The sequence below is a fragment of the Kordiimonas marina genome (assembly GCF_023006325.1).
In the GTDB taxonomy this organism is placed as follows: domain Bacteria; phylum Pseudomonadota; class Alphaproteobacteria; order Sphingomonadales; family Kordiimonadaceae; genus Kordiimonas; species Kordiimonas marina.
Genome location: NZ_JAINDF010000001.1, coordinates 179,372 through 197,228, shown reverse-complemented (window position 1 = coordinate 197,228; position 17,857 = coordinate 179,372). Strand labels below are relative to the sequence as shown.

Sequence of the window (17,857 nt, the reverse complement as noted above, 5' to 3'; positions counted from 1 at the left end):
TATCTGAGAATGTGTTCAGAGCTTGTAGGGGGCCATGCCTTGGTTGGCGAGCGCATCGGCGCGTTCGTTGCCGTCATGGCCTGCGTGGCCCTTTACCCATACCCATTCGATATCATGATGTTTGGTGGCGGCATCGAGCGCCTGCCACAGGTCGGCGTTCTTGACCTTCTTCTTGTCAGCTGTCCGCCAGCCCTGTTTTTTCCAATTGTGGATCCATTTGGTGATGCCGTCGCGCAGGTAACGGCTGTCGGTATGGAGCTTCACCTTGCAGGGGCGCTTGAGCGCATTCAAGGCCTCCACCGCCGCCATCATTTCCATGCGGTTGTTGGTGGTGTGCATCTCGCCGCCGGTGATTTCCTTTTCAAGGGCACCATAGAGAAGCAGCGCGCCCCAGCCGCCGGGGCCGGGGTTCCCGGAACAGGCGCCGTCGGTATAGATCTCGACAGAGGTGGTGTCTTTGATTTCGGCTTTAGACGACATAATCGGCAGCATCCCTGACGGCGCGGTGGAAATTCAGTTTCTTGAGATACTCACGTGGGTCCTTCGCGCGAACGACCGCCCCGGGGACGGGGTTGAGCCAGTCATAAAGGCGCGTGAGCAGGAAGCGAAGCGCCGATCCTCGGCACAGGATGGGGAGCGCGTCGATCTCCGCGGCACTGAGCGGGCGGTGGCCGTCATAAAGCTCGGTCAGGCGCTTGGCCTTCGCGGGCACGAACAGGTGGGCCTCATCGAAGCACCAGCTGTTGATGCAGGTGGCGATGTCGAAGGCCAGCATATCGGTGCAGGCGAAATAGAAGTCGATCACGCCGGTGATGCGGTCGCCTGAGAAGAGGATATTGTCCGGGAACAGGTCGGCATGGATGGTGCCGGTGGGCAGGCCCTTGGGCCAGTTGGCTTCGAGGAAGGCGATTTCATCAGCAATCAGCTTTGACAGGCCGTCCTCCACCTCATCGGCACGATCGGCGGTCTGTTCGGCGAGCTTTTTCCAGCCTGCGAGCGCTAGGTCATTCGGACGTGTTTCCTGGAAGGTCTCGGTGGCCTTGTGCATCCCCGCGAGCACAGCACCAAGCGAGGCACATTGGTTCGGGGACGGGTGGTCAACGCTCACACCTGTCAGAAAGCTGATCAGGCACGCCGGGCGGCCTGCAAGCTCCTGAAGCGCTTGGCCGGTCTTGTCATGGATCGGCAGCGGCGCAGGCAGGCCTGCGGCGGCCAGATGTTCCATCAGGTCCAGGAAATAGGGCAGGTCCGCGGGGTTCGCGCGCTTTTCATAAAGCGTGAGAATATAGCGGCCTTTGGTCGTCTCCAGCAGATAGTTGGAGTTTTCGACACCTTCGGCGATGCCCTTGAAGCTGACGGCTTGGCCGACGTCATAGCGATCCAGAAACGCAGCGAGGGTTGTGTCGTCCACATGGGTGTAAACGGCCATCAGGCGATATCCTTCAGGATCGGCGGCACCTTGAAGGTGACATTTTCTTCGGCGGTGGTGACCACTTCTACCGCGACATCTGCGTCATAATGGCTGCGGATCGCCTCAATGACTTCTTCAACCAGCACTTCCGGCGCGCTGGCGCCCGCGGTAATGCCGATGGTCCGGGCGCCTTCGAGCCAGTCCCAATCCAGACAGGAGGCACGCTGGGCAAGCCGGGCAGGGCAGCCGGCCTTTTCGCTTACCTCTACAAGGCGCCGGCTGTTGGAGCTGTTCGGCGCGCCGATCACGATCACGCGGTCACAGTCCTCGGCGATGGCTTTCACGGCCGACTGCCGGTTGGTGGTGGCGTAGCAGATGTCTTCCTTCTTGGGTGTGATCATCGACGGGAACCGGCGTTCGAGCGTGGCGACAATATCCGCCGTGTCATCGACCGACAGTGTGGTTTGCGTGACAAACGACAAGTGTTCCGGGTCGGTGGGGTCAATGGTTTCAGCATCTTCCACGGTTTCGATCAGTGTCATGGAGCCCTTGGGAACCTGGCCCATGGTGCCGATCACCTCCGGATGGCCGGCGTGTCCGATCATCAGTATATGACGCCCGGCGCCCTGATGGCGCTCCACTTCCCGGTGGACTTTGGAGACCAGTGGACAGGTGGCATCCAAATAGATCATTTCGCGCCGTTCGGCCTCCGCGGGGACGGCTTTGGGCACACCGTGGGCGGAAAAGACCACGGGGACGTCTTCCGGTACTTCATCCAGCTCGTCGACAAAGACGGCGCCTTGGGCTTCCAGGCTTTCCACCACATAGCGGTTATGTACGATTTCATGGCGCACATAGACGGGCGCGCCGAACTTTTTGATCGCGAGTTCGACGATCTTGATCGCGCGGTCGACCCCGGCGCAGAAGCCGCGAGGGTTGGCAAGCAGGATGCGCAGGCTGGCACGGCCAGAGGCAGGCGCGGTGGACGTCATGAGAAAGTCTCCTCGATACCTTCGAACCCTTAGCTAACCCCCGCGCCTCATAGGGTCAAGCACGGGGCGCTTCGGTGCCACACTTTTGTCATGCTCGGCGCTTATTCGGGCCTGAATGTTAGGAGGTCAGAAGGCCGCTTGCTCTTTATGGGGGTAGTCCTTATGATCGCCCCGCTCGCGGCACCGTATAGGGGGCCGCCGGTTCGATTTTTGAAAGGGTTTCTATGTCCGTCCGTTTTGCGCTTTTGGCCTCTTTGTCTCTTCTCGTTGCGGCCTGTGCCAAAAACCCGCTGCAGGTTGTCGTATCGCACTGCCCGGCTGTTGCGGTGGTAGGTGATGTCGGCACGCTGACCCGCTTCAAGGGCGAAGGACGCACGACGAACGATGTGGAATTCACCGCCTCGATCACCAATGTGAAGCCTGATTGCAAGCAAGCAGACAGCGTTACATCGCATGTGACTTTCGATATCACCGCCGAGGCGGGCAAGGCGCTGACCAGCCGTACGGTGACGCTGCCTTACTTTGTTGCCGTCCTGAAGGACAATAGCCAGATCGTCTCGAAGAAACGCTATGACGTGACGCTGACCTTCGGCCGGGACGGTATCGCCCATGCGACCCAGACGGTTGAGCAGTTCATCCCGACGATGGCGCAGGCGAAACGCTATAACTACGAAGTGCTCCTCGGCTTCCAGCTGACGCCTGAGGAAGCCATGTACAATATGGAGCGCTGAGGACGCGCCCATCCTCTAGTGCGTGGAGACAGAAAACCCCGGTCTTGATGGCCGGGGTTTTGTTTTTTATGCAGTTCGATGGCCTTTTAGAAGGCGCAGGTTTGACAGGGGACGGCTTTCTTTTTTATTAATATGTTTATATCAACGTATAATATGGCAACGAAAGGAAGGCCGATGGCAGCAGAGGACAAGATCACCCCGTTTTTGTGGTTCGACGACAATGCGGAGGAGGCGATCAACTTCTATCTCGGTACATTCAAGGATTCGCGGATTGTTAGCACCTCCCGGAAAGGCGGGGATGATGGTCCGCTTTTTGGTGCGACGTTCGAACTGGCGGGCAGGCGTTTCATGGCCCTGAACGGCGGGCCGCATTTCAAGTTCAATGAGGCTGTTTCACTGTATATCGAATGCGAGGACCAGGAAGAGGTGGATACCTTGTGGGCGCGGCTTTGTGATGGTGGCGCCCCGGGCCAGTGCGGTTGGCTGAAGGACCGCTTCGGTCTTAGCTGGCAGGTGGTGCCGAAGGCTCTGCCCAGGCTGTTAGGCGAGAAGGATCCTGCCCGGGCGGGCCGTGTGATGGCCGCTATGATGAAAATGCAGAAGATCGACATCAAGGCTTTGGAGCAAGCCTGAGACGGCGTGTAGCCGTTGGTCCAGGTGTGTCGGAAAAGCAAAAGGCCGTCCCGGAGGACGGCCTTTTTATTGGTCGGGGAAAGAGGATTCGAACCTCCGGCCCCTGCGTCCCGAACACAGTGCTCTACCAGGCTGAGCTATTCCCCGATATGGAATTTGTGGGACAGGGCCAATTCGTGGGCGCTTATATAGGATAAGCATTTCAGAAGCGCAAGCGTGAAAAACGCCTCTGCCGATTTTCTTTTCAGTAAGCGCGGCTGATGCAGAAATCCACGATGTCGATCATGGCTTCTTTAGCCTCGCTATCCCGGAAAATCGCCAGGGCATCCTTGGCACGGGCACCATAATGGCGGGCGCGTTCCAGCGTGTCATTCAGTGTGTCATGGTCGTTGATCAGTTGGATCGCGCGCTCGAGGTCGCCGTCTTCCTGCTTGCGGCGTTCCATGGTGCGTTTCCAGAATTTCCGTTCCTCATCACTACCGCGGCGGTAGGCGAGGATGGTCGGCAGCGTGACTTTGCCTTCGCGGAAATCGTCACCGATGTTCTTGCCAAGCGTTGCCTGACGTGCCGAATAGTCGAGCGCATCGTCGACCAGCTGGAAGGCAATGCCGAGGAAGCGGCCATAGGATTCGAGCGCTTCTTCCATTTCCTTGCCACCTTCTGCGACTACGCCGACCACTTCACACGCGGCGGCGAACAGGACGGCTGTCTTGGCGGTGATGACTTCGAGATAGGTGTCTTCCGAGGTCTTCAGGTCGTTGGCGGTGGTCAGCTGCAGCACTTCCCCTTCGGTAATGACTGCGGCGGCATTGGCAAGAATTTTGAGCACCCGAAGCGAATCACTTTCAACCATCAGCTCGAACGAACGGCTGAACAGGAAGTCACCCACCAGCACGGTCGGCTGGTTGCCCCAGATAAGGTTGGCGGTTTTTTTGCCGCGCCGAAGCGTGCTTTCATCCACCACATCGTCATGCAGAAGCGTGGCGGTATGGATAAACTCAACGGCGGTGGCGAGGCCGATATGGCGCTTGCCTTCATAGCCGACCATCTTGGCGGAGGCGAGCGTCAGCATGGGGCGGAGCCGTTTGCCGCCGGAGCTGATCAGGTGGCCTGCAAGCTCGGGGATCAGCGCTACCGGGCTTTCCATGCGTTTGAGGATGGTGGCATTGACCTCTTTCATTTGGTCAGCAACCAAAGCTTGTAAGCGGTCAACCGCTGCGGCTGTGGTGTCGGCCTTTTTGTGGCCATGCATGGAAACTACATTGCTGGACATAATGCCCCCCGGCAGGTTGGTTTAGTAGAGCGCGCGGACCATACTGTGTCAAAAAGCCAAGCGCAAGCGACAGAGCCCCATCTGCGCCGATTGACCGCGCCTGAATTCGACGTACTATATGACGCGCAATCCTTAATGTGTGGTGAAGAATAACGTGAATCACGATGGCGTGACAAAAAATTGGCCCGGCGAGGCCGATCTCCGGGGCGATCTTAATGTCACCGTCGATGATTTTGTGGGCGGCAGTGTGCGCCTCATTCAGCCACGCGAAGGCTATCGGGTGTCAATGGATACCGTGTTTCTGGCAGCCGCGATCCCGGCGAAGGCGGGGGACAGGGTGCTCGAGGGCGGCATCGGGTCCGGCGGGGCGTCGGTTCTGCTGGCGGCCCGCGTGCCTGGGGTGAAGGTCCACGGTATCGATATTCAGGATGACATGCTCGCACTCGCCCGCAAGAATGCCGATTTCAACGAACTGAGTGATCAGGTTACGCTCGAAAAGGGCAGTATCACGGACCTGACCGGCCCTGAAGGCACCTATGACCATGTCATGGTCAATCCGCCGTATCTGGCAGCTGGCACCGCGATCAGGCCGCCTGCCGCCTCCAAGGGCCTTGCCCATATGGATTCGAACGCCACCTTGAAGGACTGGATCAGTTTCTGCGTCTATAATGTCCGCCACAAGGGCACGGTGACCATCGTCTATAGGGCGGACCGTATGGATGAAGTGATCGCCCGGCTGTACCGGCGTGTGGGCGAGCTTAAGATCATGCCCTTCTGGCCGCGCATGGGAATGCCTGCCAAGCGGGTGATCATTCAGGGTCGAAAAGGTGTGCGCGGGGCTGCTACCCTGTTGCCAGGGCTGCCGCTACACGGTACGGAAGACCGCTACAGCCCGGAAGCTGAAGCGATCCTGCGGTGCGGCGACGCGCTCGACCTCAAGAATTTTGCCCACGGGCGCCCCTGAACCCAAGTTAGAGTTAGAGACCCATCATGCCGAACATGATTGTCGAGCCGGAGAATGAAGACGGAATGCTGAAGACGGTTGGGAATACCCTTAAGGCCCTCAGGCGTGCGATCTTTGGCGAACCGGCCCCCAAGGTCGCCGTGGTGCGTCTTTATGGCGTCATCGCGCCGGGCCAGCGGTTCCGCCAAAGCCTCAATATGGCCGGTGTCGCGGGGCAGCTCGAACATGCGTTCGGGATGGGCGGCATCAAGGCGGTTGCGCTTCTCATCAACTCGCCCGGTGGGTCGCCGGTGCAGGCGTCGATGATCACGGACCGTGTCCGGGCGCTCGCCCGGGAAAAGGATGTGCCGGTATTGGCCTTCGCCGAAGACCTTGCCGCGTCCGGCGGCTATATGCTGGCGCTGGCGGGTGATGAGATTTACGCCAACGAAAGCTCGATTATCGGCTCGATCGGCGTTGTGTCCTCCGGCTTCGGCTTCAAGAAGGCGATTGAGAAAATCGGTGTTGAACGCAGGCTTTATACCGCGGGTGAAAGCAAGGCGATGCTGGATGCCTTCCAGGATGAAAAGCCTGAGGATGTCGAGCGCCTGAAGGCAATCCAGGGCGAAATCCACGAACATTTCAAAAGCATGGTGCGCGACAGACGCGGCAAGCGCCTGAAGGGCCTGAGGGGCAAGATATTCTCGGGGGAGGTTTTCACCGGGCAGGATGCCGTCAAGCTCGGCCTCATTGACGGCATCGGTGACGTCCGCATGGTGATGCGCAACCGGTTCGGCAGGAAGGTGAAGCTGAAGGTCGTGGGTGAAAGCAAGCCACGGCTGCGGTCGCTTATCGGGCTTGGCCGCAACGCGCATGATGGGCTGGGCAGCATGGCCGACATTCCGGGGGCTGCGATCGCGGCCGTTGAGGAGCGGCTGTTTTGGAACAAGTTTGGATTATAGATGACGGACGCAAGGACGGATCAGGAACAGATGGAAAACCACGCCAGGATTTTGGAAGCCTACCGCGAAAGCATCGACAATATCGATGCGGCGCTCGTCTTCATGCTGGCGGAACGCTTCAAGATCACGAAGGCTGTGGGTTTCTATAAGAAGGAACACAAGTTGCCGCCCGCCGATCCGAGCCGCGAACAGCGTCAGATCGAACGTCTGCGCGCGCTGGCCAAGTCCGCGAACCTGGACCCGGAATTCAGTGAGAAATTCCTCCAGTTCATCATCCGCGAGGTGATCCGTCACCATGAAATCATTCGCGATGAAGGCGAGCTTTGACCGATGACTGTTGACGGCCCCGACCAGCTTGAAAAACTGAAGGAAATCGGCGCGATCTGCCGCGATGTTCTGAACGCGATGGGCGAACGCGTGGCCCCCGGGGTGACCCCGTGGGAGCTCGACCAGCTCGCGGGCGAAATGCTGGAAGAACGCGGTGCGACGTCCGCGCCGCGGCTCGCCTATAATTTCCCCGGCCATACCTGCATTTCGGTGGGGGATGCGGTCGCGCACGGTATTCCGGATCACCGGCCGCTCGAAGAAGGTGAACTCGTCAATATCGACGTCTCGGCCGAGAAGGACGGTTTCTTCGGGGATACTGGTGCCAGCTTCGCAGTCGGCGCCATCGCGCCGGAGCTTCAGAAGCTTCTGGACGCCACCAAGGCGGCGCAGCGCAAGGCCATGTATGCTGCGCGCGCGGGCCAGCCGCTCAATGCCATCGCCAAGGTGGTCGAGCGTGAAGCCAAAAAGCACGGCTTCAAAATTATCGAAGGCCTCAACGGCCACGGTGTCGGGAGCTGGATCCATGAGGACCCGACCATTTCCAACATCTATTACCCGAGCGAGCGGGAGAAGCTGACCGAAGGACAGGTTATCACCATCGAACCCTTCCTCGCGACCCACAGCCACCAGTATGTAGAGGCCGAGGACGGCTGGACGCTCCGGCTGGCCCAGGGCGGCCATGGCGCCCAGTTCGAACACACGTTCGTCGTCACCAAAGGCGCGCCGATTATTTTGACCGCGTGATCAACGATCGGACGAACGACCAGACTAACCCAATAGGCCAGTTTCCTTTGCTTGACCGCACCTCACGCGCCCGTTAGGTTGCAGCGCAATATTGGCGTATTCGATTCGGATTCAACGCGGTTTCATATGACACAAGTTCCTGAGAAGGCTGGCCCTCTGCCGTTCCAGCAAATGATCCTGACGCTCCAGACCTACTGGGCGGCACAAGGCTGCGTGATTCTGCAGCCCTATGACATGGAAATGGGCGCGGGTACCTTTCACCCGGCGACCACGCTCAGGGCACTCGGTCCGGACCACTGGAAAGCCGCCTATGTTCAGCCGTGCCGCCGCCCGACCGACGGCCGTTATGGCGAGAACCCGAACCGCCTTCAGCATTATTACCAGTTTCAGGTGATCCTGAAGCCGAGCCCGGAGAATATGCAGGAGCTGTATCTCGGCTCCCTCAAGGCTATCGGTATCGACACCGAGTTGCATGACGTTCGCTTCGTGGAGGATGACTGGGAAAGCCCGACCCTGGGCGCCTGGGGCCTTGGCTGGGAAATCTGGTGCGACGGTATGGAAGTCAGCCAATATACCTATTTCCAGCAGGTTGGCGGTTTCGACTGCAAGCCGGTCGCGGGCGAACTCACCTACGGGCTCGAACGCCTGGCGATGTTCGTGCAGGGTGTGGACAATGTCTATGACCTGGACTTCAACGGCGCGGGCGTAACCTACGGCGACGTTTATCTGGAAAACGAGCGCGAGCAGTCGGCCTATAACTTCGAACATGCCGATACAGAGCGCCTGTTCCGCAACTTCGCCGAGGCGCAGGAGGAGTGCAAGAAGCTCCTGGACGCCGAGCTGCCGCTGCCTGCCTATGAGCAGTGCATCAAATCCAGCCACACCTTCAACCTTCTGGACGCGCGCGGAGTGATCTCGGTCACCGAACGCCAGGCCTATATCGGCCGGGTGCGCGAGCTGGCCAAAGGTTGCTGTGAGGCGTGGATCAAGAAAAACGGTTGGGAGGTATAACCATGGCTGACCTTCTGATCGAACTGTTCAGCGAAGAAATTCCGGCCCGGATGCAGAAGAAAGCATCCGACGACCTGAAAGCGGCCATGACTGGTGCGTTGAAGGATGCTGGCCTCACTTTCGAAAGCGCCGATACTTACGCGACCCCGCGCCGCCTTGCCCTGCATGTCGCCGGTGTGCCGACCGCACAGCCGGACGTGAAGGAAGAACGCCGCGGCCCGCGTGCCGACGCGCCCGAAAAAGCCATCGAAGGCTTCCTGCGCGGCGCCGGTGTGACCCGCGCCGAGTGTGAGGAGCGGGAAGACCCTAAAGGCACCTTCCTCTATGCCATCATCGAGAAGAAGGGCCGTTCGAGCGCCGAGGTTATTGCGGAATCGCTTGAACAGATCATCCGTAGCTTCCCGTGGCCCAAGGCCCAGCGTTGGGGTAAGGGTAGCCTCAAGTGGGTGCGTCCGCTTCACAGCATTCTGTGCCTGTTCGACGGCGCCGTCGTGCCGGTGAACGTGGACGGCATCAAAGCCGGGAGCAAGACCTTCGGCCATCGCTTCATGGCGCCCGAGTGGTTCGACGTGACCGACCTTGGCGATTATGAAGCCAAGCTGCTGGCTCACAAGGTGGTGCTGGACCCCTCCGAGCGGGCGGCGCTGATTGAGAAGCGCGTGTGTGACCTTGCGGCTGAAAAGGGCCTTGAGTGGGTTGAAGACCGTGGTCTCCTCGCGGAAGTCGCAGGCCTTGTCGAATGGCCGGTGCCGCTGATGGGCAACTTCGATCCCGCCTTCATGGAGGTGCCTGAAGAGGTGCTGATCCTGACCATGAAGAAGGACCAGAAATATTTTGTCACCCGTGACCCGAACACCGGCAAGCTGGCCCCGCACTTTATCACGGTCGCCAACATGGAACCGTCGGACGGCGGCGTGGCCGTGGGGCAGGGCAACGAACGCGTGCTGACCGCGCGGCTCAGCGACGCCAAATTCTTCTGGGAGCAGGACCTGAAGGTCAAACTGGATGACCGCCTCGACGACCTCAAGGACATCGTGTTCCATGCTGACCTTGGTACAGTAGCTGGTCGAGCTGATCGTATGAAGAAACTGGCGGGTTATCTCGCCCAGTTCATTCCGGGCTGTGACAATGGGGAAGCCGAGCGCGCTGCTGAACTCGCCAAGGCTGACCTTGTCTCCGGCATGGTGTTCGAATTCCCGGAAGTGCAGGGCGTCATGGGCCGCTATTACGCCCAGAAGCAGGGCGAAAGCGCCGCGGTGGCCGATGCCATCCGTGACCATTATGCCCCGCAAGGCCCGAATGACGATTGCCCGACCGCACCGGTTTCGGTCGCTGTTGCCCTCGCTGAGAAACTGGACACGCTGGTTGGCTTCTTTGGTATCGGCCAGAAGCCGACAGGCTCGAAGGATCCCTATGCCCTCCGCCGTGCCGCGCTTGGTGCGATACGCTTGATTACGGAGAATGATGTTCGTTTTTCGTTGCATGAGATATTTAATGCCGCAGCGTATTTCTATGCTTCACAGAAAAAAGCATCAATTCTGACAACTGCAACGGGATCGATCACCGACATAGTTTTGGTTGGCGATGAAATACATGTTTATAAAGATGGCGAAGTTCAGCGGGTCGTCAGTGAGGATGCCCCTGGCAGCTACTATTGGCCTCAGTTTGAGGATTATAGAGAAGTACGAAACCTCCTCGCTTTCTTTGCTGACCGTCTCAAGGTCCAGCAGAAGGACAAGGGTGTGCGGCATGACCTGATCGATGCCGTGTTCGCCAAGGGCGATGATGACCTCGTCCGTGTGCTCAACCGCGTTGCTGCGCTCAGCGATTTCCTCGCGACCGATGACGGGGAAAACCTGCACGCAGGCTACAAGCGCGCCGCCAACATCCTCAAGATTGAGGAGAAGAAGGACGAGCGCAGCTACGACCAGCCGGTTGACGCCGCTGAACTGGTTGAGGCTGAGGAAAAAGCGCTCGCCGCCGCCCTTACCACCGCGAAGGCCGGGGCCGAAAAAGCGCTCGCGGGCGAAGACTTTGAGGGCGCGATGTCGCAGCTTTCCACTTTGCGCGCGCCTATCGATGCCTTTTTTGATAAGGTGACCGTGAACGCCGATGAGGCCGCCTTGCGCGCCAACCGTCTGGCGCTTCTAAGCGATATTCGGGCTGCCGTGAATACGGTGGCCGATTTCAGTCTTATTGAAGGCTGATACCGTAAGTACTGGGTGAATAGACATAAAGCCGGCCCAGCGATTGACCAACCATCGGCACTGCCCGTTTTCGCAACCACGCGGGACATAAGGGGATCGGGCAGCGCGGATAAAGGACCGTCTATTATGACCAAATGGGTTTACACGTTCGGGGACGGTGCGGCTGAAGGCCGGGCCGACATGAAAAATCTTCTGGGCGGCAAAGGCGCCAACCTTGCCGAAATGGCTTCCCTGGGATTGCCCGTCCCGCCGGGGCTGACCATCACCACGGAAGTCTGCACCTACTATTATGACAACGGCCAGAAGTACCCCGAAAGCCTGAAGGCGGACGTGGATGCAGCCGTTGAGAAGATCGAGAAAAGCGTGGGCGCCAAGTTCGGTGACGCCAAGAACCCGCTTCTGGTTTCCGTGCGCTCCGGCGCGCGCGTTTCGATGCCGGGCATGATGGATACGGTCCTAAACCTCGGCCTCAATGACCAAACGGTTGAAGGCCTCGCGGCCATGAGCGGCAATGAGCGCTTCGCGTGGGACAGCTACCGCCGCTTCATCCAGATGTATTCGGACGTCGTGCTCGGCGTTGACCATTACCATTTCGAAGAACTCATCGAAATGCATAAGGAAGACAAGGGCGTCGACCTGGATACCGACCTGACCGCGGAGGACTGGAAACTGCTCGCAGGCCAGTTCAAGGCCAAGACGGAAGAAGAGCTCGGCCGTCCGTTCCCGCAGGATGTTCAGGAACAGCTGTGGGGCGCCATCAGCGCCGTCTTCGGCAGCTGGCAGATCGAGCGTGCCAAGGTTTACCGCCGCCTCAACAATATCCCGGAAAGCTGGGGCACCGCCGTCAACGTTCAGGCCATGGTGTTCGGCAACATGGGTGACACGTCGGCAACCGGCGTGGCCTTCACCCGCGACCCGTCGACCGGTGAAAACGAATATTATGGCGAATATCTCATCAACGCGCAGGGCGAGGATGTGGTGGCCGGTATCCGTACGCCGCAGAACCTGACCAAGCGCGCCCGGGAGGCAGCAGGCGCCACGGCACCCTCGATGGAAGAAAGTATGCCTGAGGTGTTCGGCCAGCTCGCAGACGTGTTCGTGAAGCTGGAACGTCACTATAAGGACATGCAGGACATCGAATTCACGGTCCAGCACGGCAAGCTGTGGATGCTGCAAACCCGGAACGGCAAGCGCACCGCCAAGGCCGCGCTCAAGATCGCGGTCGACATGGTGGCTGAAGGCCTGATTGACGAGAAAACCGCTGTGTTGCGTGTTGAACCCGCGGCCCTCGACCAGCTTCTGCACCCGACGCTCGACCCTGACGCGCCGCGTGACCTGCTGACCCGCGGCCTGCCAGCGTCGCCTGGTGCGGCATCGGGCGCTGTGGTCTTTACCGCGGATGATGCCGAAGCCTGGGCCAAGGACGGTCGTGACGTCATCCTGTGCCGGCTTGAGACCAGCCCGGAAGACATCCACGGCATGCACGCCGCCAAGGGTATCCTGACCGCGCGTGGCGGCATGACCAGCCACGCCGCCGTTGTGGCGCGCGGCATGGGCCGCCCGTGTGTATCGGGCGCAGGCCAGCTCCGCATCGATGCCAAAACCGAAACGCTCGTCTGCATGGGCCGTGAGGTCAAGAAGGGTGAGAAGATCACCATCGACGGTGCCACCGGTGAAGTCATGGTCGGGGCGGTCAAGACGCTCCAGCCTGAACTCGCCGGGGACTTTGCCTCGCTCATGGTCTGGGCTGACAAGTACCGCAAGCTGCGTGTCCGCACCAACGCCGACACGCCGGGCGACACCCAAACCGCACGGGACTTCGGTGCCGAAGGTATCGGCCTGTGCCGGACCGAGCATATGTTCTTCGAAGGCGACCGTATCGTTGCGGTGCGGGAGATGATCCTTGCTGAGGCTGTGGACGGCCGCAAGCGTGCGCTCGCCCAGCTTCTGCCGATGCAGCGCGGTGACTTTGTCGCCATCTTCAAGATCATGCGTGGCCTGCCTGTGACGATCCGTCTTCTCGACCCGCCGCTGCATGAATTCCTGCCGCGTGAGGATGATGAGTTCGAGGATGTCGCCAAGGCCATGGGCACGACTGCGGACCTGCTGAAACGCCGGGCGGCTGAACTGCATGAGTTCAACCCTATGCTCGGCCACCGTGGCTGCCGTCTCGGTATCACCTATCCGGAAATCTATGAGATGCAGGCGCGGGCCATCTTCGAAGCCGCGGTTGAGGTCGAGAAGGAAACCGGCGACACCGTCGTGCCGGAGATCATGATCCCGCTCGTCGCCACCGAAAAGGAACTGGCGATTTTGCGCGCCCGCGTTGAAGCCATGGCTGAAGAGGTGTTCGCGGAGAAGGGTCACACGCTCACCTATATGGTTGGCACCATGATCGAGCTGCCGCGCGCGGCTATCTGCGCCGACCAGATCGCGAACTCGGCCGACTTCTTCTCCTTCGGGACCAACGACCTGACGCAAACCGCCATCGGCATTAGCCGGGACGATGCGGGCCGTTTCCTGGAGGAATATGTCCGGAAGGATATTTTCGCGATCGACCCGTTCGTTTCCATCGATCAGGACGGCGTCGGTGCTCTGGTGAAGCTGGGCGCCGAGCGCGGCCGGTCCACCAAGCCGAACCTCAAGCTTGGTATCTGCGGTGAGCATGGCGGTGATCCTGCCAGCGTGGAATTCTGCCACGGCGCCGGGCTCGACTATGTCTCCTGCTCGCCCTACCGGGTGCCGATCGCAAGGCTCGCCGCCGCACAGGCCGCGCTGAAAGGCTAAAGATCAAAAGGCCCCGGTTCTCCGGGGCCTTTTCTTTTAGGGCGCGCGGCCTACCCTCATGGAAACAAAGGGGACGCCACAATGGATCATGCCGCACTGATTGAGACCATGAAGACCCGGGGATATGTCATCCTCGAGAACCTGATGCCTGAGCGTGAGGTTCAGACGGCACGGGACGTGCTCGACCCCATCTTCGCGGGTGGCCCCACGGGGCGGAACCAGTTCGAAGGTTTCAAGACCCAGCGCATCTATTCGCTCCCCAAGCTTTCGCCCGCGCTGTGGCCCTTTTTCATGCATGAGGATGTGCTGAAGGTCGTCAAGCCGCTCCTGTGGGATGACTGCCTGATTACGGCGGCGCTGGCGGCCAACGTGCTACCGGGTGAACAGCCGCAGGCTTTCCACATTGATGATGGTTTCTATCCGATCCCGCGGCCCCGTCCGGCTTTCTCGGTCGGGGCGATCTGGGCGATGGACGACTTCACGTTCGAAAACGGCGCGACCCAGCTCATTCCGGGCAGCCATTTGTGGGGCGAGGACCGGGTGCCGAAAGGCGTGCTGGAACTCGATGAAGCCTTCCAGAGCCATCAGCCCGGGGGAAAAACTGGCTGGGGGGACCCGGAAGGCGATGAGATTATCGCTGCTGAAATGCCGCGGGGCTCCGTGCTGATCTTTATGGGCAACCTATGGCACCGGGCAGGGGGGAATGTGACCGGCAAGGCCCGCCTGGGCATCTTCCCGCAATATTGCGCGGCCTGGGCGCGCACGCAGGAGAATTTCTTTCTTTCGATCCCGAAGGAGACGGTGGCGGAAATGCCGCCAGAACTGCAGGCGCTTCTGGGCTATAATATCCACCCGCCCTTCATGGGGCACGCGGGCGGCTTTCATCCGCTCAAGACCCTGCCGCCTAAACGCGGATAAGGCGTGCCGCCTCAGCCGTGGGCGAGGGAGAGCACAGTCGCCAGAATCGCGGCAACGGCAAGAACCAGCACCAGCATCCGCTGGCGGTCATGCTGGGTGTTGATGTCTTTTTCGCGTTGCTTCTTTGATTTAGTCATAAGCCTTCCCCTCTTATGTTGGCTACCGCACCATAAAATCACCCGGGTGCAAGTGTGTGGAACGCCGCATCAGCTATCCTGGACGGTGACGGCCCTGCCATCCGTGCTTAAGGGCTCATCCTTATATTCCAGACGCAGGTAGGCGAGGGCATGGTCGCCCGCGCCGGTGCGGATTTCGCCTGCATCCTTGCCGCTTGCGGTGACAATGGCTGTATCAGGCTCAGGCGCGCCACCAGTCACGGTAACAGGAACCAGCAGCTTCTTGAGCGTGGTGCGGTGCTTCATGCGCGCGGTCAGCTCCTGCCCGATGAAGCAGCCCTTGGTGAAGGATACCCCGTTCAGGCGTTCGGCCGCGGTTTCCAGCCAGAAATATTTGTCTACCTTCATGTCGCGGCTGCCGTCCGGCACACCGAGGCTGAGGCGTTTGGTCTCATAACCCTCAAGGGGCATCGGCTCGGCGTCCGGAGTTTCGCCCGCAGGCAGGACAAGCCGGGTGCCAAGGTCAGCGCTTCGCGGGTCGGGGGTCGAAATGCCTTTGCCCGGCGCATCCCCGAAGACCGCCCAGACACTCAGGCGGTCGCTTTCGTCCGTGATCTCCACGGCGGCCCGCAACCTGTACATCATCAACCGGCGCAGCAGCTCGCCGAGCCGTTCGGCCTCCACATCGAGGAGGAGGTCATCACCGTCCGCCATGATGATCATGTCATAGAGATATTTGCCCTGGGGGGTCAGAAGCGCGGCATAGACAGCGTGGCCGGGCGCCACCGCCATCACGTTGTTGGTGACGAGGCCCTGAAGGAAGCTGCGTGTCTCTGCGCCCGAAAGGCGGATCACGCTGCGGTTTCCCAGTTTGACGGTGTGTGCTGTCATAAAACATCCTCATCGTGCGGCTATGGCATGGCGTCATGGTGCCAGCTCCTTACGGCTTTGAAGTTGTAAGCCGGGCGGAACGCCGTTACAACTGCTGCCAGAATGAATTTGATATTTGCCGAGAGTATTCGATGACCAAAACCGCCACGGAACCCACAGACCGCCTCGTGCTCAGGCAGCCGGATGACTGGCACGTCCATGTCCGTGACAGCGCGATGATGGAAACCGTGGTCGGCTTTACCGCCCGACAGTTTGGCCGCGCGATCATCATGCCGAATCTCACCCCGCCCGTTACCACGGTCGCGGCGGCTATCGCCTACCGGGACCGTATCCTGGCGGCGCTTCCCAAGGACACGGGCTTCACACCGCTGATGACCTGTTACCTGACCAACGATACCGACCCGGCTGAGGTGGAACGCGGGTTCACCGAAGGCGGTTTCACCGCCTGCAAGCTTTACCCAGCGAACGCGACCACCAATTCGGCCTTCGGGGTGACGGACGTTAAGAACATCCATGGTGTGCTGGAGGTCATGCAGCGCATCGGCATGCCGCTTCTGGTGCATGGTGAGGTCACGGACCCGGAGATCGATATCTTCGACCGTGAAGCCGTGTTCATCGAGCGGGTCATGTCGAAAGTGACGGCAGATTTCCCGGCGCTCAAGGTCGTCTTCGAACATATCACCACGAAGGACGCCGCCGCTTTCGTTGAGGCAAGCGGCCCGACTATCGGCGCCACCGTCACGCCGCAGCATCTGGAATGCAACAGGAACGCCATGCTGGTCGGCGGCATCAAACCGCATTTCTATTGCCTGCCGGTCATCAAGCGGGAGGAACACAGGCTTGCGCTCCGTAAGGCGGCGACATCGGGCTCGCCCAAGTTTTTCCTCGGGACAGACTCTGCCCCTCACGCGCAGGACCGCAAGGAAACCGCCTGTGGCTGCGCCGGTATCTTCAATGCGCCCTTCGCGCTTGAAAGCTACGCCAAGACGTTCGAGGAAGAAGGCGCGCTCGACAAGCTTGAGGCCTTCGCGTCCGAAAATGGCCCGAAATTCTATGGTTTGCCGCTCAACAACCGCCGGGTCGTGCTGGAACGCAAGCCGACGCTGGTGCCGGAGGCCATTGAAGGCGCGGGCACCACGTTGGTGCCGTTCCATGCCGGTGAAACGCTTAACTGGCACTTTGCCGGGTTTGAAAACGCGTAAGTTCAGCTTTCCAACAACAGTCTTTCCCACTAACAGCAGGGACCAAAGAGGCGGTGATAAGCGAAGTCGGATATCTGCTTTGGGGCATTAGCTTTGGCTTCGTTCTGTCAGCACCCGTGGGGCCCATCAATATAATCTGCTTGAGGCGCAGCCTGTTCGGTCGGGCACGTGACGGCTTTGCCATCGGTCTCGGCGCCGCGGTGGGGGACGCCTTCTATGCCGGGCTAGCCGCCTTGGGCCTCAATGCGGTCATCGGCTTGATCAATACCTATGATATTGCCCTTCGGCTCGGCGGTGGGTTGATCATGATGGTCTTTGCCATCCGTATCTGGCGCAGCCACCCGCATCTGGACCGGGAGCCGCAGACAGGCGGTGTCAAACGCGGCATGGCGGCAAGCCTGGTGCTGACGCTGACGAATCCGGGCGTTTTTGTCGGGTTTCTGGGGCTTTATACGCTCGCAGGCATTGGCGACCTCGGGTCGGGTGGCCAAGCCGCCCATCAGGATGCCATCGCGCTCGTCCTGGGGGTTTTTCTTGGCGCCGCTTTATGGTGGGGCACGCTTGTCAGCCTTGGTCGTTTCCTGCGGGATAAAGTCACCGACCGGCTTCTGGAAATTATCAACCATATTTCCGCGGCGCTTATCGCCGTTTTTGCCATCGTTGCAATTGCCAGTGTTGTTGTGCCCACGTAACGGTGATGCAGATCACT

The 17,857-nt window shown here is 60.0% G+C and carries 18 protein-coding genes and 1 tRNA gene; 12 read left to right on the top strand and 7 right to left on the bottom strand.

Going from position 1 to position 17,857, the window contains the following annotated elements:
- Positions 1–15: 15 nt before the first annotated feature.
- The 3 genes from rnhA to ispH are packed head-to-tail and all read right to left on the bottom strand — an operon-like array spanning position 16 to position 2,403.
- Complete coding sequence (rnhA, locus tag K6118_RS00950; protein ID WP_247118250.1) at positions 16–480, bottom strand: ribonuclease HI; 465 nt, start codon at positions 478–480, stop codon at positions 16–18.
- Positions 470–1,429: a homoserine kinase gene (gene thrB, locus K6118_RS00945; RefSeq protein ID WP_247118249.1), complete on the bottom strand. Its 960-nt coding sequence runs from the start codon at positions 1,427–1,429 to the stop codon at positions 470–472. Before thrB ends, rnhA begins: the two co-directional genes overlap by 11 nt.
- Positions 1,429–2,403: a 4-hydroxy-3-methylbut-2-enyl diphosphate reductase gene (gene ispH, locus K6118_RS00940; protein ID WP_247118248.1), complete on the bottom strand. Its 975-nt coding sequence runs from the start codon at positions 2,401–2,403 to the stop codon at positions 1,429–1,431. The genes thrB and ispH overlap by 1 nt, the downstream gene beginning before the upstream one ends.
- Before the next feature lie 224 nt (positions 2,404–2,627).
- Between ispH and K6118_RS00935 the strand changes: the two genes are divergently transcribed.
- The gene (locus K6118_RS00935; protein ID WP_247118247.1) at positions 2,628–3,134 is read left to right on the top strand and encodes a hypothetical protein; all 507 of its coding nucleotides are present in this window, start codon (positions 2,628–2,630) and stop codon (positions 3,132–3,134) included.
- Between the two features lie 174 nt (positions 3,135–3,308).
- Complete coding sequence (locus tag K6118_RS00930; RefSeq protein WP_247118246.1) at positions 3,309–3,767, top strand: VOC family protein; 459 nt, start codon at positions 3,309–3,311, stop codon at positions 3,765–3,767.
- Between the two features lie 70 nt (positions 3,768–3,837).
- Here the strand turns inward: K6118_RS00930 and K6118_RS00925 are convergent.
- Positions 3,838–3,914, bottom strand: a tRNA-Pro gene (locus tag K6118_RS00925).
- Positions 3,915–4,011: 97 nt separating this feature from the next.
- A complete protein-coding gene (locus K6118_RS00920) occupies positions 4,012–5,040 on the bottom strand; it encodes a polyprenyl synthetase family protein (protein WP_247118245.1) in 1,029 nt (342 codons plus the stop codon).
- A gap of 169 nt (positions 5,041–5,209) precedes the next feature.
- Between K6118_RS00920 and K6118_RS00915 the strand changes: the two genes are divergently transcribed.
- The 8 genes from K6118_RS00915 to K6118_RS00880 all read left to right on the top strand — a co-directional run bounded on the left by K6118_RS00915 (position 5,210) and on the right by K6118_RS00880 (position 14,939).
- A complete protein-coding gene (locus K6118_RS00915; protein ID WP_247118244.1) occupies positions 5,210–6,004 on the top strand; it encodes a tRNA1(Val) (adenine(37)-N6)-methyltransferase in 795 nt (264 codons plus the stop codon).
- Between the two features lie 26 nt (positions 6,005–6,030).
- The gene (locus tag K6118_RS00910) at positions 6,031–6,945 is read left to right on the top strand and encodes a S49 family peptidase (protein WP_247118243.1); all 915 of its coding nucleotides are present in this window, start codon (positions 6,031–6,033) and stop codon (positions 6,943–6,945) included.
- On the top strand, positions 6,946–7,272 hold the full coding sequence (locus K6118_RS00905; protein WP_247118242.1) for a chorismate mutase: 327 nt from the start codon (positions 6,946–6,948) through the stop codon (positions 7,270–7,272).
- 3 nt (positions 7,273–7,275) lie between these two features.
- Entirely contained in the window at positions 7,276–8,016 is a 741-nt protein-coding gene (map, locus tag K6118_RS00900) for a type I methionyl aminopeptidase (RefSeq protein WP_247118241.1), read from the top strand.
- A gap of 126 nt (positions 8,017–8,142) precedes the next feature.
- Positions 8,143–9,027, top strand: a complete 885-nt coding sequence (locus K6118_RS00895) for a glycine--tRNA ligase subunit alpha (RefSeq protein WP_247118240.1) — start codon at positions 8,143–8,145, stop codon at positions 9,025–9,027.
- A gap of 2 nt (positions 9,028–9,029) precedes the next feature.
- Positions 9,030–11,234: a glycine--tRNA ligase subunit beta gene (glyS, locus tag K6118_RS00890; protein WP_247118239.1), complete on the top strand. Its 2,205-nt coding sequence runs from the start codon at positions 9,030–9,032 to the stop codon at positions 11,232–11,234.
- 126 nt (positions 11,235–11,360) lie between these two features.
- Positions 11,361–14,021 carry a pyruvate, phosphate dikinase gene (ppdK, locus tag K6118_RS00885; RefSeq protein ID WP_247118238.1) on the top strand — a complete coding sequence of 887 codons (2,661 nt, stop codon included), beginning with the start codon at positions 11,361–11,363 and terminating at the stop codon, positions 14,019–14,021.
- Between the two features lie 81 nt (positions 14,022–14,102).
- On the top strand, positions 14,103–14,939 hold the full coding sequence (locus K6118_RS00880) for a phytanoyl-CoA dioxygenase family protein (protein WP_247118237.1): 837 nt from the start codon (positions 14,103–14,105) through the stop codon (positions 14,937–14,939).
- A gap of 11 nt (positions 14,940–14,950) precedes the next feature.
- Here K6118_RS00880 and K6118_RS17245 read toward each other — a convergent pair whose 3' ends face one another.
- Both K6118_RS17245 and ygfZ read right to left on the bottom strand, forming a co-directional pair.
- Positions 14,951–15,076 (bottom strand): hypothetical protein, encoded by a 126-nt coding sequence (locus K6118_RS17245; RefSeq protein WP_281500524.1) that lies wholly within the window; start codon positions 15,074–15,076, stop codon positions 14,951–14,953.
- A gap of 69 nt (positions 15,077–15,145) precedes the next feature.
- Positions 15,146–15,946, bottom strand: coding sequence for a CAF17-like 4Fe-4S cluster assembly/insertion protein YgfZ (gene ygfZ, locus K6118_RS00875; RefSeq protein WP_247118236.1), 801 nt, complete (start codon positions 15,944–15,946; stop codon positions 15,146–15,148).
- A 131-nt stretch (positions 15,947–16,077) separates the two neighbouring features.
- Here ygfZ and pyrC point away from each other — a divergent pair, with 131 nt between their 5' ends.
- Together pyrC and K6118_RS00865 are read left to right on the top strand one after the other, a co-directional pair.
- Positions 16,078–17,148: a dihydroorotase gene (gene pyrC / locus K6118_RS00870; RefSeq protein ID WP_247118235.1), complete on the top strand. Its 1,071-nt coding sequence runs from the start codon at positions 16,078–16,080 to the stop codon at positions 17,146–17,148.
- 53 nt (positions 17,149–17,201) lie between these two features.
- Positions 17,202–17,840 (top strand): LysE family translocator, encoded by a 639-nt coding sequence (locus K6118_RS00865; RefSeq protein WP_343269749.1) that lies wholly within the window; start codon positions 17,202–17,204, stop codon positions 17,838–17,840.
- The last annotated feature ends 17 nt before the right edge of the window (positions 17,841–17,857 follow it).